16 protein-coding genes and 1 tRNA gene are annotated in these 14,162 nt (G+C 50.1%); 8 read left to right on the top strand and 9 right to left on the bottom strand.

Translation table 11 applies throughout. The features are described from left to right. Positions 1-29: 29 nt before the first annotated feature. The 6 genes from MTBMA_RS01210 to MTBMA_RS01185 all read left to right on the top strand — a co-directional run bounded on the left by MTBMA_RS01210 (position 30) and on the right by MTBMA_RS01185 (position 4,209). Positions 30-515, top strand: a complete 486-nt coding sequence (locus MTBMA_RS01210; RefSeq protein ID WP_013295081.1) for a TIGR00295 family protein — start codon at positions 30-32, stop codon at positions 513-515. Positions 516-631: 116 nt separating this feature from the next. After that, the gene (locus tag MTBMA_RS01205; protein ID WP_013295080.1) at positions 632-2,077 is read left to right on the top strand and encodes a glutamate synthase-related protein; all 1,446 of its coding nucleotides are present in this window, start codon (positions 632-634) and stop codon (positions 2,075-2,077) included. Positions 2,078-2,116: 39 nt separating this feature from the next. Continuing rightward, positions 2,117-3,034 carry a DUF5591 domain-containing protein gene (locus MTBMA_RS01200; protein ID WP_013295079.1) on the top strand — a complete coding sequence of 306 codons (918 nt, stop codon included), beginning with the start codon at positions 2,117-2,119 and terminating at the stop codon, positions 3,032-3,034. Between the two features lie 131 nt (positions 3,035-3,165). Then, positions 3,166-3,459, top strand: coding sequence for a metal-sulfur cluster assembly factor (locus MTBMA_RS01195; protein WP_013295078.1), 294 nt, complete (start codon positions 3,166-3,168; stop codon positions 3,457-3,459). Positions 3,460-3,469: 10 nt separating this feature from the next. Beyond that, positions 3,470-4,042 (top strand): adenylate kinase, encoded by a 573-nt coding sequence (locus tag MTBMA_RS01190; protein WP_013295077.1) that lies wholly within the window; start codon positions 3,470-3,472, stop codon positions 4,040-4,042. A 93-nt stretch (positions 4,043-4,135) separates the two neighbouring features. Beyond that, a tRNA-Ile gene (locus MTBMA_RS01185) sits at positions 4,136-4,209 on the top strand. Between the two features lie 7 nt (positions 4,210-4,216). Here the strand turns inward: MTBMA_RS01185 and trpD are convergent. Genes trpD through trpE form a run of 7 tightly spaced genes read right to left on the bottom strand, consistent with a single transcriptional unit; the run spans position 4,217 to position 10,791 of the window. After that, complete coding sequence (gene trpD / locus MTBMA_RS01180) at positions 4,217-5,269, bottom strand: anthranilate phosphoribosyltransferase (RefSeq protein WP_013295076.1); 1,053 nt, start codon at positions 5,267-5,269, stop codon at positions 4,217-4,219. Then, positions 5,266-6,063: a tryptophan synthase subunit alpha gene (gene trpA / locus MTBMA_RS01175; RefSeq protein WP_013295075.1), complete on the bottom strand. Its 798-nt coding sequence runs from the start codon at positions 6,061-6,063 to the stop codon at positions 5,266-5,268. Before trpA ends, trpD begins: the two co-directional genes overlap by 4 nt. A 55-nt stretch (positions 6,064-6,118) precedes the next feature. Further along, positions 6,119-7,297, bottom strand: a complete 1,179-nt coding sequence (trpB, locus tag MTBMA_RS01170; protein WP_013295074.1) for a tryptophan synthase subunit beta — start codon at positions 7,295-7,297, stop codon at positions 6,119-6,121. 9 nt (positions 7,298-7,306) lie between these two features. Further along, positions 7,307-7,987, bottom strand: a complete 681-nt coding sequence (locus MTBMA_RS01165) for a phosphoribosylanthranilate isomerase (RefSeq protein ID WP_238523381.1) — start codon at positions 7,985-7,987, stop codon at positions 7,307-7,309. A gap of 27 nt (positions 7,988-8,014) precedes the next feature. Beyond that, complete coding sequence (locus MTBMA_RS01160) at positions 8,015-8,839, bottom strand: indole-3-glycerol phosphate synthase TrpC (protein WP_013295072.1); 825 nt, start codon at positions 8,837-8,839, stop codon at positions 8,015-8,017. A 4-nt stretch (positions 8,840-8,843) separates the two neighbouring features. Next, positions 8,844-9,425, bottom strand: coding sequence for an anthranilate synthase component II (locus MTBMA_RS01155; protein ID WP_013295071.1), 582 nt, complete (start codon positions 9,423-9,425; stop codon positions 8,844-8,846). After that, the gene (trpE, locus tag MTBMA_RS01150) at positions 9,406-10,791 is read right to left on the bottom strand and encodes an anthranilate synthase component I (protein ID WP_013295070.1); all 1,386 of its coding nucleotides are present in this window, start codon (positions 10,789-10,791) and stop codon (positions 9,406-9,408) included. Before trpE ends, MTBMA_RS01155 begins: the two co-directional genes overlap by 20 nt. Before the next feature lie 97 nt (positions 10,792-10,888). Between trpE and MTBMA_RS01145 the strand changes: the two genes are divergently transcribed. Beyond that, the gene (locus MTBMA_RS01145; RefSeq protein ID WP_013295069.1) at positions 10,889-11,392 is read left to right on the top strand and encodes a hypothetical protein; all 504 of its coding nucleotides are present in this window, start codon (positions 10,889-10,891) and stop codon (positions 11,390-11,392) included. A 68-nt stretch (positions 11,393-11,460) separates the two neighbouring features. Here MTBMA_RS01145 and MTBMA_RS01140 read toward each other — a convergent pair whose 3' ends face one another. After that, positions 11,461-11,709 (bottom strand): HypC/HybG/HupF family hydrogenase formation chaperone, encoded by a 249-nt coding sequence (locus MTBMA_RS01140; RefSeq protein ID WP_013295068.1) that lies wholly within the window; start codon positions 11,707-11,709, stop codon positions 11,461-11,463. Positions 11,710-11,835: 126 nt separating this feature from the next. On the opposite strand from MTBMA_RS01140, the gene MTBMA_RS01135 reads away from it, so the two are divergent. Continuing rightward, on the top strand, positions 11,836-13,119 hold the full coding sequence (locus MTBMA_RS01135; protein WP_013295067.1) for an FAD-dependent oxidoreductase: 1,284 nt from the start codon (positions 11,836-11,838) through the stop codon (positions 13,117-13,119). On the opposite strand, the gene MTBMA_RS01130 is transcribed toward MTBMA_RS01135, so the two are convergent. Further along, complete coding sequence (locus MTBMA_RS01130) at positions 13,108-14,157, bottom strand: glycosyltransferase (protein ID WP_013295066.1); 1,050 nt, start codon at positions 14,155-14,157, stop codon at positions 13,108-13,110. The two genes, MTBMA_RS01135 and MTBMA_RS01130, sit on opposite strands and share 12 nt — an antisense overlap. Positions 14,158-14,162 lie beyond the last annotated feature (5 nt).

Below are 14,162 nucleotides of genomic sequence, written 5' to 3'. Positions count from 1 at the left end.
CACGAATTTTTGATTAAAAGGGTGTTTTCTTGAGCATCCATCTACTTCGAAGTGCTGGATGTCCTGAATGGGTGGTGGACCACTCACTGGCCGTCAGAAAAAAGGCCCTTGAACTGGCAGAAAACCTCCCTGTTAACAGAGAACTTGTTGAAGAGGGTGCCCTGCTTCATGATATAGGCCGCTGCAGGACCAGTGGAGTTGAGCATGCAGTTGAGGGGGCCCGTATCCTCAGGGAACTCGGTTACCCTGTGGAGGTCATCAGGATAGTTGAGAGGCATGTGGGTGCAGGGATACCTGATGACGAGGCTGATGCCCTGGGACTTCCGCCTGGAAACTACATGCCAGAGACCCTTGAAGAGAAGATTGTGGCCCACGCAGATAACCTCATAAATGGCTCAGACGAGGTTGATATTGATTTTGTGATTAAAAAATGGTCTGATCGTCTTGGAAAGAATCATCCATCAATAGATCGCCTCAGGCAACTTCATGAAGAACTCATGGAGATGTCAAGATAGTGGGGGCCTAGAGCAGCGGGCCACACATCCCCCTCCGCACGTGTTTGCCAGACCATCACTATTAATTACATAAAGACGTTATAACTTACTAAGAGCCAACTGCAGCAGGGGTTGTTATGAAGGAACAGGACAGGGAATGTTTATGCCCGGATTGCCCGAGTTATCCCGGCCACGGGGACGATGAGATGCTCTTCTGTGCCACCGGGAGCAGCAGATACGAGGTTAATGAAAGGGGATGTCTCTGCACATCATGCCCTGTTTATCAGAAATATGGCCTCAGGGAACTCTATTTCTGTAACACGGAATCACTGAATGGCATCCGTATGAGGAGGGAAGGTCCCTCCGAAAGTCACAGTGACCACATGAACATAATCCATATCAAGGAGGCTGCAGCAACAGGTGAAGCGCCCCTGGAGTCAATGGGATCTCAAAAGAGGCTGCCGCTTGGACTTGATGACATACACTTTGTACCGGCACAGGTGTCCTCCATACCCCTAAACGCAGATGAACCCGTGGAAACAGGTGTTACCATAGGGGAGATGGCAGACAAACCCCTGAAACTGAGCTCCCCCATAATGATAAGCGGTATGAGCTATGGTGCTGTCTCAAAAAACACAAGGATGGCCATTGCATCCACTGCAGCAAAACTGGGGATAGGTTTCAATTCAGGTGAGGGGGGCGTCCTTGAATATGAGATGGAGAAGGCTGGAGATTACCTCATAGTCCAGTATTCAACAGGTAGATTCGGAGTCACAGAGGATATACTTCAGAGGGCCGCCGCCATAGAAATAAGATTCGGTCAGGGGGCATACCCAGGTAAAGGAAGTTATCTGCCCCCTGAAAAAATCACAGATGACGTGGCAAGGGTTCGTGGGCTTAAAGAAGGTGAGGGCTCATATTCTCCCGCACATCACCCTGACATCAGAAACCAGGAGGAACTCAGAGAGAAGGTATCATACCTAAGAGAACTCTCTGGAGGTTCTCCTGTTGGTGCCAAGATCGGATGTGGAAACGTTGAGGACGATGTGAAAGCCCTCCTTGATGCCGGTGTTGACTTCATAGCTCTCGATGGATTTGGAGGGGGTACAGGTGCTGTTAACCCGCATATAAGGGACAGCACAGGCATACCACTCATTGCAGCCATACCCAGGGCCGCCAAGGTTATTGTCAACGAGGGCCTTGAGGGTAGAGTATCCCTGATTGCAGGGGGAGGCCTCAGGACAGGGGCTGATATGGCAAAATGCCTTGCCCTGGGTGCAGATGCAGTTTACATAGGTACCGCGGCCCTTATTGCCATGAACTGCCAGCAGCACAGGCTATGCCACACAGGCATGTGTCCAACGGGTATAACCACCCATGACCCTGCCCTTGTGAAGCACCTGGACACCAAGAAGGCTGCTGAACGGCTTGAAAACTATATAAGAGTATCAACAGCCGAAATCGCTGATTTTGCAAGGATAACCGGAAAGAATGATATTAAAAAACTGAATCACGAGGACCTTGTAGCCCTTAAAAAGGATGTGGCAGAACTCACAGGTCTCAGATGGTTGAATGGTCTCTAACCCACAGTAAGGAGTCATGATAAAATCATAACTGATAGGATGAAGGTTATATGTTCAATTGAAGAATCACTCCACCGCCCGGAGGCTGTGAGGTGGCGGGATAGGATGAAACTGATGAAGCCCCTCGGGGAGGTTGTGGTGGTGCTCCCATGCAGCATGAAGAAGCCCTACTCGACCTCAAGGTCCCACAGGAAATTCATGAGGGTCACCAGGGGGTTCCAGGAACTCATACTCACATCACCCTTCGGCATATGCCCCCGGGAGATGGAGAACACCCACCCCATCTCATCATATGATGTTTCAACCACTGGGGAATGGTCCCATGAGGAGAAAAAACTTTCAGGAGAACTCCTAAGAGACTACGTGGGTGACCTTGATGTTATAGCCCATGTTGATGGGGGGTACCTTGAGGTCTGCGAGGAGTACCTTGACGCCTTCACCCCCACAGCCACCACCTCAAGGCCCGCCTCTCCAGAGGCCATTCACAGGCTTGGAAGGGAACTTGAAGGCTATGAAAAGATAGGGGCACGGAAAAGGATGCTCCATATGCTGCGCTCGGTGGCAGTATACCAGTTCGGGGAGGGTGCAGACGTTATCATCCCCGATGACTGCAGGGTGAGGGGGAGATACCACAGGAAGATCCTCACGCAGGATGGTTCAGAGATAGGCACCCTGATGATGGACCGTGGGCTCATCTCACCATCCCTTGAGGGCGCGGCATCCATTTACAGCCTCGGCGTGAAATGGGTTGAGATAGATTTCAGGCTGGAGAGCAACACACTATTTGCACCGGGTGTAGTGGACGCCGACAGAGGAATAATACCCGGCGATGAGGTTGTAATAGTCCGTGAGGGAGATGTCGTGGGTGTTGGAAGGGCTGTTTTATGTGGCGAGGAGATGGTAAAGGCAGAACGTGGTGTTGCTGTTAGGTTAAGGCGCAGAAAAAGTTTAAAATAGCCTTTATTTAATTATTTGATGTCTTAAAATTCTTTTTCAGGGCGGCTGATAATGGACATCTTTAAATAGGGTTAACTTAAAAATAGAGAATCACAACAGTGATTATCAAAATACCAGCTGAGGTAATAATAATGTCAGAAGAACTCTTGGAAAAGGTTAAGGAAGCTCTCAAAAAGGTTGCAGACCCACACATGGGTATAAGCATAGTGGAGATGGGTCTCGTTGAAAACATCGAAATCGAGGAGAAGGGTGAAACCATTGCAAAGATAACGATCCGGCCCACAAACCCTGGATGCATGAGCGCCGCCAGGATGGCAATGGATGCAAGAACTGTTGCTGAAGAGGTTGAGGGCATCGACCGGGCCGAGATCACAGTGGAAGGCCATATGATGGCAGATGCCATAAGTGAAATGGTAAATAAATGATATCAGTCTCATGCCGGGTTTTCCTGAAACCATTGCCATTGTGGGCGTGCCAGGTGTAGGAAAGACCACCCTATGCAGGATTCTCTCTGAAAAACTGGATCATACCTTCATCAATTATGGAGAACTGATGCTTGAAGTTGCAGAGGAGAGAGGCCTTGCAGGTACACTGGAGGAACTTTTCAGCCTCCCGATGGATCAGCAGCACAGCATCTGGCGTGAAGCCGCCCACAGAGTATCTGAAATGAAGGGGGTGCTCCTGGATCTCCACGGACTTGACAGGTCACCCATCGGTTACCTTGTTTCACTTCCGGTGGAGTTCATAACCCCTGATCTCATCATAATCCTCGAAGCGGATCCCCAGGATATAATTAAAAGGAGGATTGCTGACTCCAAAAGGAGAATGCATGATAATCCCTCAACCCTGAGGGAGCACATGGAGTTACTACGAACAGCAATGTTCGTATGCGCAGCCCTCATGGGATCCATTGTCAGTGTGGTTGAAAACAGGACCCCTGAAAGGACCGCATCTGAAATCACTGAGATCATCAAAGCAGCAGAGGACCTCGGGATTTTACGGGGTTGATGCTGAAAAAACTGCTGGATTCCCGGACAGAAAAGCATATATATGATGAATTCCAAAAGTTGGAATCACCCCACTGATTCTTAAATGCTTCATGGGCCCGTGGCTCAGGTGGTTAGAGCGCACGGCTGATAACCGTGAGGCCCTGGGTTCGAATCCCAGCGGGCCCATTCACTTTTACAGGTTCTGAGTGAAGGATGCGAAATCTTCCATTAAACGGAGTGCAGCTCCAGATTCAACTGTTTCTCTTGCAGCTTCTGTTCCACCTTCAAGTGTATCCTCCATTTCAGCAAGGTATATCAGTGCACCTGCATTTGCAAGGGCGATATCCAGGCGCGATTTCCTCCCAGGAGTATCATCAAGTCCAGCGAGGACATCCATGAACATTCTGAGGTTTCCATCAACAGTTGATGCCGCCTTCAGGTGCTGTAGCTGCCCAACATCAACACCGAAATCCGGTGGCATGAGCCTCTTAATCCCTATCTCATCATCCTCAAGGAAACCCACAAGTGTTGGGCCCACCGTGGATATCTCATCCATCGCAGGGTTCATGTTACCATCAAAGCCATGGACAACCATAGCCCTTTTAACACCAAGGTTTCTGAGGACCTCTGCAACTGGACCAACAAGGTAGGGATCAAATACCCCCAGGAGCTGTACCTCTGCTGATGCAGGGGATGTTAGGGGCCCCAGTATGTTGAATACCGTCTTAAAGCCAAGTTCCCTCCTTACGGGTGCCACCCTGGCGGTTGCCCTGTGAAAGAGTGGTGCAAACATGAAGGCTATTCCCAGAGTTTCAAGAGACCTGCATGCAGCTTCAGGTCCCAGCTCTATGTTGACACCCGCGGCCTCAAGTATATCTGCACCGCCGCATGAACCTGTAACCGCCCTGTTGCCGTGTTTTGCAACCTTAACACCGGCTGCGGCGGCTATTATTGCTGCTGCGGTGCTCACATTGTATGATTTGAACCTGTCACCCCCTGTTCCACATGCATCAACGACCCTCATGGATTCAGGGATTTTAACCTTCACTGCCCTCTCCCTCATTGCCCTTGCAAACCCTGTGATCTCATCCACGGTCTCCCCCTTCATTGCAAGGGCTGTGAGTAATGCGGCGATCTGCACATCCCCCATTTCACCATCCATTATCATCTCCATTAAATCGTGGGCCTCATCCTCACTGAGGTTCCTGAAGTCCATTATATCATTCATTATCCCCTCAAACCTCATCTGGACCCCCCTGCAGCGGTCTTCATTTTTCTGACCATTTCGTATATCTCCTGAAGCATCCTTTCCCTGTCATCAAGATTTTTGGATATCAGGTCTATGATTGCACTTCCAACTATAACACCATCGGCACCTGCGTCAGCAAGCATTCTCACATGTTCTGGCTGTGAAACACCAAAGCCGACCATCACAGGAAGGCTTCCTGCCCCCTTAACCCTCTCTATGAGTTCAAGTGTGCTCTCCTCAACCCTGGACCTTGCACCGGTGACACCCATAACCGATACAAGGTAGTGGAACCCTGATGAAACCTCTGAGATCATTTTGAGGCGCTGATTGTCTGTTGTGGGTGCAACTATGAATATCTGATCAATTCCATATCTTTCAGCCGCCCTGAGGGCATCGCCGGCCTCCTCCGGGGGAAGGTCCGCGGCAAGGATACCTGTAACACCGGCCTCGGCGGCCCTCCTGTAGAATTCATCAGCACCCATGCGGTATATCAGGTTGTAGTATACGAGAAGACCCACCGGTACTGAGGTGAATTCCCTTATTCTCTCTATCAACCTGAAACAGTCATCGGTGGTCATCCCGGAATTTAAAGCCCTCAGATCAGCCTCCTGTACACTTGTGCCGTCTGCTATGGGGTCAGAGAATGGGAAACCTATTTCAAGGGCATCTGCACCGGCATCCACAAGTGTTCTTATGATTTCAACTGAGGTCTCCATGTCAGGATCCCCTGCAACCACAAATGGAACAAAGGCGCATCCCTCAACCCTGCTGAACATTTCAGCGTAATTCATAGATCCACCTCCAGACCAGCCCTGCATACATCGTTCTGAGTTACTCTGGCGTAATTCATAGATCCACCCCCAGAAGGCCTGCTGCAAGGAACATGTCCTTGTCTCCCCTTCCTGAAAGGTTAACTATGACAGTCTTTCCCCTGTTTTCAGGTTTTGAGGCGTATTTTTCAAGGCATGCTATGGCATGGGCGCTTTCAAGCGCCGGCATTATACCCTCACATCTTGAGAGGAGTTTGAAGCCCCTGAGGGCCTCGGCGTCGGTTATGGGCTCATACATTGCCCTTCCGGTCTCCATGAGGTATGCGTGCTCCGGGCCAACCCCGGGATAGTCAAGGCCCGCCGAAACCGAATGGGCCTCATTTATCTGTCCATCGTCATCCTGGAGTACATATGAAAGTGAACCGTGCAGTACACCCTCTGAACCAGCCGATAGGGTTGCCCCATGGTTTCCTGACTCTATACCTTCACCCCCTCCCTCTGCACCTATCAGTTCAACATCATCGTCCAGGAAGGCTGAGAATATACCTATGGCGTTGCTACCGCCACCAACACAGGCTATTATGGTGTCAGGAAGTTCACCCTCAATTTCAAGTATCTGTTCTCTGGCCTCCCTTCCTATGACGCTCTGGAAGTGCTTCACCATGGTGGGGTATGGGTGGGGCCCCATGGTGGATCCTATCAGATAGTGGGTGTCCTCCACGCTGCTTATCCAGTCCCTCATGGCCTGGTTTATGGCGTCCTTAAGTGTCCTTGAACCTGAATCAACAGGTATGACCCTTGCACCTGAAATTTCCATCCTGAAGACGTTTAGTTTCTGTCTCTCAACATCCTCGGTTCCCATGTAGACATCAACATCCATCCCAAAGAGGGCGCCTGCTGCTGCAGTTGCTATTCCATGCTGCCCTGCCCCTGTCTCTGCTATCAGCCTCCTCTTACCCATATACCCTGCAAGGAGTGCCTGGCCTATTGTATTGTTTATTTTATGGGCCCCTGTATGCAGCATATCCTCCCTCTTGAGGTAGACCCTGCATCCAAGTTTCTCTGAGAGGTTCCTGGCGTGGTACAAACCTGTTGGTCTTCCTGCGTATTCCCTCAGGTAGTGTTCCAGGTCCTCATTGAACCTCCTATCCTTACTGTAGTGGAGGAATGCCGCCTCAAGCTCCTCAAGTGCAGGTATGAGGAGTTCTGGCACGAATATTCCCCCATATTTACCGAATTTACCATCCATTATCATGATAAACACCTATATTTCTTCAATTGCCCCTTTTCTGGTGGGGAGTCCCTCAATGTAATTCATGAGTTCAGCCATCATCTCATGGTCCTTTACACCCGGCCCAGTCTCAATCCCTGAGTTGAAGTCCAGGCAGTCGAATTTCGATACATATTCCCTGTTTTTCCTGACAAATTCCAGTGTAAGGCCCCCTGCAAGTGTAACCCTCAGGGAGGGATCCATTCCCCTTATAAGGGCCAGTAACTCAAGGGCATCTGAGGGGGGTATTATCTTCCCTGTGCCCCCTGTTCTTCCGCCTGAAGCCGAGTCAAGGATCAGACCTGATATTCCCTGAAATTCATGCCCGCAGATGTGGGAAGAAAGAGGGGGGACGGCGAGGGTCAGCTCCAGACTGTATCCCTCCGCATGGAGGGACTCATGGATTTTTCCCGCTGTTTCAGGACTTACAGAGTGAAGCTGTATCCTTTCTATACCTGTTTTATCTATGGCCTCCATTATCCTGCTGGTTTCTGATGTCTCAGTGACAAGAACCGCCTTTTCATCTGGTATGAGGGAGGAGAGCTCCGCCACATCCCCCAGTTCAAGGTGCCTTGGTGACCTGCGTGCATGTATGAATCCCAGTAAATCTGCCCCAAGTGAATCTGCAAGGACCACATCCTCCTCCCTTGTGAGCCCACAGATCTTGATCTTCATCTGAATCATCCCTATCCCCGAGATTGCTCATGCGAACTGTTCAAAGAATTCATCCCCTGAATACCTCTTTCTGCCAGGTTTGCATGATTTAACAGCTGCCATTATCTCATCAAGGAGTTCCCGTGGATCACTGGCCAGCATGAGGGAGGTTCCTATGAGTAGTGCGTCTGCCCCGCAGCCTGCAAGGATCTCAGCATCCTCAGGTCCCATGACCCCGCTTTCGGATACCAGAAGCAGCTCATCCGGTACCAGGGGGGCCAGTGCCCTTGTGCGCTCAAGGTCAACCTCAAGTGTTTCCAGGTTTCTGTTGTTAACTCCTATGAGCTCTGCCCCGGCCTCTATGGCCCTGTATATGTCGATTGCACTGTGACACTCCACCAGGGGCTCCATTGAGAGTTCCCTGCAGGTTTCAATTCCTGATTCAAGGTCAGGGAAAACCCCTGTTATGATGAGGACCGATGATGCCCCTGATGCCCTTGCCTGGTATATCTGGTACTCGTCCACCACGAAGTCCTTCATGAGGAGGGGTATCCCATATTCTGAAGCCTCCCTGAGGAACTCGATGGAGCCATGGAAGTACCTGTTCTCTGTGATAACAGAAACAGCGTCTGCTCCCTCCCTGTACACCTCCATCATCTCATGGAGGCCTCTCCCATAGGTTCTTCCTGATGAGGGGGATGCCCTTTTATATTCGCATATGAGTGATACCCTGTTTCCTGTGAGGGCATCAGTGAAACTCAATGGTTCGTCCAGGGATGTTAATTCATCCCTGAGCTCCTCAAGGGGCTTTTTTCTGGATAAATTTTTGATCTCAAGTTTTCTTGACCTTATTATCTCCTGGAGTATGGACATGTGATCACATCCTGAGGAAATTTTCAAGTATGTCCCTCCCATGGGGGGTTCCCGCTGACTCCGGGTGAAACTGTAACCCGTAGACTGGATACTGCCGGTGTCTTATGGCCATTATGGTGCCGTCAGGTGCAGATGCAGATACCAGGATGTCCTCAGGCACCCCACTGCATTCACATCTCAGTGAATGGTACCTTGTGGCCCTGAAGGGATTTGGAACTCCCCTGAAGAGTTCTGATCCGTCGTGGAAGACCTCGCTGATCTTTCCATGAACAGGTTCACCGTAACCAACCACCCCCCCAAAGTAATGGAATATCCCCTGGTGCCCGAGGCAGACTCCCAGTATGGGCCTATCAGTGAATTCACCTATCACCTCACTGCATATGCCGAAATCTTCCCTCTTAATGGGGTTGCCTGGACCCGGGGAGATTATTATCCTTTCAGGATCAAGGCCCCTAACATAATCAATGTCCACCTCATCGTTTCTCACAACCATTATATCTGCAGAATCCATTTCCATCATGATCTCCCCTGCCATCTGGTAGAGGTTATGGGTGAATGAGTCATAGTTATCGATTATCAGGATCAACTTGTTCACCTGCCATCTCCATTGATTTTAGAAGGGCCCTCGCCTTATTCTGGCACTCCAGATATTCCATCTCAGGGATGGAGTCATGCACTATTCCTGCTCCCGCCTGGATTCTCCCTGTTTTCCCCTGGCATACCATTGACCTTATGGTTATTGCGAAGTCCGCGTTTCCATTGAGTGAGAGGTAGCCTAGTGCGCCTGCATAGGCATTTCTTGGAACACCTTCAAGGGACTCTATTATCTCCATTGCCCTTATCTTTGGTGCGCCGCTCACTGTGCCTGCAGGAAAAACAGCTCCCAGTGCATCAACTGCGTCCATTCCATCCCTCAGTTTACCTGTTACATGGGAGAGTATGTGCTGCACATGGGAGAACCTCTTTATGGTCATGTATTCAGGTACCTCCACCGATCCGAACTCCGATACCCGCCCTATATCGTTCCGGGCCAGGTCAACCAGCATGAGGTGCTCTGCAAGTTCCTTTTCATCAGATAAAAGATCAGATGCTATCACCCCGTCCTCCTCTTCTGTCCTTCCACGAGGGCGTGTTCCTGCAATGGGAAATGTTTCAATCCTTCTATCTTCAACCCTGACAAGCATCTCGGGGCTTGAGCCGGTTATCTCCCGTTCACCCAGTTTAAGGTGGTACATGTATGGTGAGGGGTTTATCCTCCTGAGGGATTCATAGAATGCGAGCCTGTCTCCCCTCAGCCTGTAATCTGTGGCACTGGAGAGCACTGCCTGAAATATTTCACCCTCCCTTATTCTCTCCTTGGCCTCAAGGACCATGTCCATGTACCTCCTCTTTGAGAGGAGTGTTCTTTCCCTCCTGTATCCCAGGGTCCCTGTGGGGACCTCATCCCCAAGGAGAGGGGATATATCAGGTAGTCTGTTGCCGTGGCGGCTGATGTAGCTGCATTCCCCTGTCAGGTGGTTGAACATGATACCATCAAGGAAGAGTCCAAATTCGAAGTCGGGGAAATCACCTTCACTGAGCCTGATTGTGTCAAAGAACCTTGCGGCCTGATAGGATATGTAACCCACGAGTCCCCCGCAGAATCCTCCGGAGTTTTTTTCCATCTTCAGGAATCCCCTGAGGTCCTCGAATGGGTTTTTTGAATCAAACTCCTCCCTGGAATCGCCATCATCAATCTCAATGACCCCTTCACGGGCCCTTATTATCATCTCAGGTTCAAATCCAATGAAGGAGTACCTTGCAAGTCCAGTGTCACTTTCCATGGACTCAAGAAGGAATGAAGACTCATATTCAGAATAGATACTTTTGAATACTTCAAAGGGTTCTCGGAATTCCAGTTTTTCTTTTCTGGGTTTTTCCAGGTTTATAATGCCAAAAACATTCACTCCCATGCATTCCCATCACCTTAATTAATCCACAAAGTACTTATACATGAAAGTACTATTTAAATCTTGCCTGTATAATAATGTACATTGATGTGGTGTGGTTATGTGGAATCAGATAAAGCACAGATTCGAAAGATACCCTTCGAGAATGGATGTTGCAAGGAAGATCATAGAGCTGGGACTCAGAATAGACCCTGATGGAAAGGTCTACTGTGATGACGTTGAAATAAATGACGTTGCCCTTGCAAGGGCCATAGGCGTTGACAGGAGAACAGTCAGGGCAACGGCAGAAACCATCCTGGAGGACGAAAAACTCAGGGGGATATTCCAGAACCTCAGACCAGCAGGGGCACTCCTGAGGGACGCTGCAGCCGAACTTGACTTTGGTGTTGTGGAGATAGAGGCGGAGGCCCGTAATCCCGGGATACTTGCTGCCGCTGCAGAGCTGATATCCGGTAGCGGTATAACCATAAGGCAGGCACACGCAGGGGACCCTGAACTGGATGAAAATCCAAAACTTACAATAATAACAGGAAAACCGATACCCGGCAGTCTCCTCAGGGAATTCCTGAAAATAGATGGTGTTAAAAGGGTGTCGATATACTGAAGGACGTCAGTACACAACGACGGCAAAAAATAAACCAGAATCTTTAAAATTAAATGGAATCCTGGAAATTAAATCTCCAGGTTATCCTCCTCTTCAAGGGCCTTCAGAAGTTCATCCCAGGCCTCCAGGGACTCCCTGGCCGCCTCGTCAGACATGACCTCAATGGCGTAGCCTGAGTGAACAAGCACATACTTGCCCTCCTCAACGTCATCCACAAGATCAAGTTTCACCTGTTGCCTCACACCACCAAAGTCGACGGTGGCAACGTTATCCTCACTGTCAATTTCAATAATCTGAGCAGGTGCTGCAATACACATTCAATAACCCTCTCCAAATTAATAGGATTAAAGTCAAAAAATTACACTGTCAGTAATTAGATAAAGATTTGTGACATATAAAGATTTGTGGGAAATAACCATTCAGAATTAATACAGGTGCGTCCTATGAAGTGTGTTGTGATAGGGGGAGGTCCCGCAGGAAGGGCCGCGGCCATGGAACTTGCAGCCCTTGAAAACGATGTTACAATCCTTGAAAGGAAATTCATCGGGGGAACATGCCTTAATGAGGGATGTATGGTTGTGTGTGGTCTGAACGACGTTGCGAGATTCCTGGATGAAGCCCGCAAGCTAAGGGATCTCGGTGTCGTTGACCTTGAATACTCTGCAGACTACAGGAGAATAGTGGCTGGTGTTAGGGAAACACTCAGCAGGATAAGGCATGTTACAGAAAGGGAGACACTTGATGCCGGTGTTGAGATAATATACGCCGACGCAGAGGTTTCAGAGGGTAAGGTAATCGCAGGGGATGATGAACTCCCCTATGACAGGCTCATAATAGCAACAGGGGCAAGGCCCGGCATCCCCCCGATTGAGGGCGCTGAAAAAGCCATAACCTACAGGGACGTGCTGGATCTTGAGAGAATCCCTGAAAAACTGGTGATAATAGGCGGGGGTGTAATTGCAGCTGAATTTGCAGGCATATTCTCCTCCCTTGGATCAGATGTGACCGTGGTATCAAGAAGCGAGTTCCTTGGCAAACTTGACCCCCTCATCAGGGATTACGTTATGAGGAAACTTCTGAAAGACGTCAGAATCCTTGAAAATACATCCACCACCTCAATAGATGAGGATGGTGCCGAAACATCAGCCGAACGCATTGAAGGCCTCACCCTCCTTGCAACAGGTCAGAGGCCAAACTCAGAGTTCCTTGACGGATTCGTTGAGCTCAGAGAAAACGGTGCAGTTAAGGTTAATGAGCGTATGGAGACCTCAAGAAAACACGTCTACGCGGCAGGTGACGTTACAGGTGGTCAGGGGACAACACCCGTTGCAAGGATGGAAGGTGTGGTGGCAGGGCTCAATGCAGCGGGTGTTGAGAGGCGAATTGACTATCGGTACCTTCCCTACGCAATATCACTGGGGTACGATGTTGGCTTCATTGAAACAGGGAATCCCGAGGGCAGGGAGGCTGTTATACCGGGTCTTGCAGGTCCTGGTTCATTCTGGAGTGTTCCTGAGGGGAAAACAGGGTTAAATAAGGTTAGAATCCAGGATGATGGCACTGCAGCTGCAGTGTACTCTGTTGCACCGGGTGCCAGGTTGATAATGCCCTACCTTTCACTGCTCATGCGAATGGGTGTTTCAATGTATGAATTTGAGGGCTTTGTGGAGACACACCCATCAACGGATGGTGTATACAAGCTCATGAGGTTCCTCTCAAGGTACTGACTTCCCAGCTTCCTCCTCTATAATTTCAGCTATCCTGTCTGCGGCCCCTATTACATCACCACTGTAGGCCTCTGCGGCCCTCTTCATATCATCTGAAGCCTCAAGTGCCCTTAAAATAGCCCCCTCAATACCATCAAGGTCGGTCTCCAGCACGGCCCCCCTGAAGACAGCACCCATGTTATGGTACCTTCCGTACTTGACACCCCTGAGGGCCACCACCGGAACCCTCATTGCAATGGCCTCATGGACCATCACCCCATCGTCGGAGAGCACCGCAAGGTCGGCGAGGCTGTAGAGGTCACTGACCCAGTCTATGTAGCCCAGGTTGATTATCCCATCACGGTCCACCATCTGCCCGTATTCCTCCCTGAGGGGGTGCCCCACAACTGTGATGTTTGCACTGACATCTGATTCTGCCATTTTAACCGCGGCCTCAGCCATCATCCTGAAGAGGGATGAACCTGAGGAGAAAACAATGGTTGGTTTCTCAGGGTCAAATTCATGGGGCATCCTTTGAATGGCCCTTTCAGGATCCCCCAGTGTTATGTCCGGGCTGATGGGTGAATATACACTCTCAACTCCCTCAACGTTCTCTCCAAATAGGCTGGACTCTGGAAGCGCCACGTTCCTGTTGAGGCGGGTGCAGACCCGTGCATCGGTTGGTGTTATAAGAACACCCACAGCAGGCACTCCGGTAATTTTTGCGGCGAGGCAGCCCACCACCGCGCCCCCGCCTATCACACCAACAACCACATCCGGTTTGATCTTCCTTATCAGTCTTCCTGTCTCGTAAACCGCCCTCAGGGTCCTGAAAGCAGCCTTCAGTAGTTTCAGTCTGCTTGCTGCGTGGCCCCCGGCCTGGGGTATCCTGACCCTGTGCCAGTCGATACCCCTCTTTTTAAGGAGTATCCCGGGGGCGCTGTGATCAAGTGCAAATTCGCATTCAAATCCTCTCTTCTCAAGTGCACTGGCTATGTTTAGTGCTGTTATTGCGTCTCCACCCATTCCCCGACCTGTTACAGTGAAAAGTGCCTTCATATGAT

The organism is Methanothermobacter marburgensis str. Marburg (assembly GCF_000145295.1).
Taxonomy (GTDB): domain Archaea; phylum Methanobacteriota; class Methanobacteria; order Methanobacteriales; family Methanothermobacteraceae; genus Methanothermobacter; species Methanothermobacter marburgensis.
The sequence above is the reverse complement of the archived record's forward strand: the minus strand, read 5'-3'. Positions and strand labels throughout refer to the sequence as shown.

Bases quoted from the DNA above. Each gene is read 5' to 3' on its own strand.
- MTBMA_RS01205 (WP_013295080.1), top strand. From the start codon at position 632: ATGAAGGAACAGGACAGGGAATGTTTATGCCCGGATTGCCCGAGTTAT.
- MTBMA_RS01200 (WP_013295079.1), top strand. From the start codon at position 2,117: ATGAAGGTTATATGTTCAATTGAAGAATCACTCCACCGCCCGGAGGCT.
- MTBMA_RS01195 (WP_013295078.1), top strand. From the start codon at position 3,166: ATGTCAGAAGAACTCTTGGAAAAGGTTAAGGAAGCTCTCAAAAAGGTT.
- MTBMA_RS01190 (WP_013295077.1), top strand. From the start codon at position 3,470: ATGCCGGGTTTTCCTGAAACCATTGCCATTGTGGGCGTGCCAGGTGTA.
- trpD (WP_013295076.1), bottom strand. From the start codon at position 5,269: ATGAGGTTTGAGGGGATAATGAATGATATAATGGACTTCAGGAACCTC.
- trpA (WP_013295075.1), bottom strand. From the start codon at position 6,063: ATGAATTACGCTGAAATGTTCAGCAGGGTTGAGGGATGCGCCTTTGTT.
- trpB (WP_013295074.1), bottom strand. From the start codon at position 7,297: ATGATAATGGATGGTAAATTCGGTAAATATGGGGGAATATTCGTGCCA.
- MTBMA_RS01165 (WP_238523381.1), bottom strand. From the start codon at position 7,987: ATGAAGATCAAGATCTGTGGGCTCACAAGGGAGGAGGATGTGGTCCTT.
- MTBMA_RS01160 (WP_013295072.1), bottom strand. From the start codon at position 8,839: ATGTCCATACTCCAGGAGATAATAAGGTCAAGAAAACTTGAGATCAAA.
- trpE (WP_013295070.1), bottom strand. From the start codon at position 10,791: ATGGGAGTGAATGTTTTTGGCATTATAAACCTGGAAAAACCCAGAAAA.
- MTBMA_RS01145 (WP_013295069.1), top strand. From the start codon at position 10,889: ATGTGGAATCAGATAAAGCACAGATTCGAAAGATACCCTTCGAGAATG.
- MTBMA_RS01140 (WP_013295068.1), bottom strand. From the start codon at position 11,709: ATGTGTATTGCAGCACCTGCTCAGATTATTGAAATTGACAGTGAGGAT.
- MTBMA_RS01135 (WP_013295067.1), top strand. From the start codon at position 11,836: ATGAAGTGTGTTGTGATAGGGGGAGGTCCCGCAGGAAGGGCCGCGGCC.
- MTBMA_RS01130 (WP_013295066.1), bottom strand. From the start codon at position 14,157: ATGAAGGCACTTTTCACTGTAACAGGTCGGGGAATGGGTGGAGACGCA.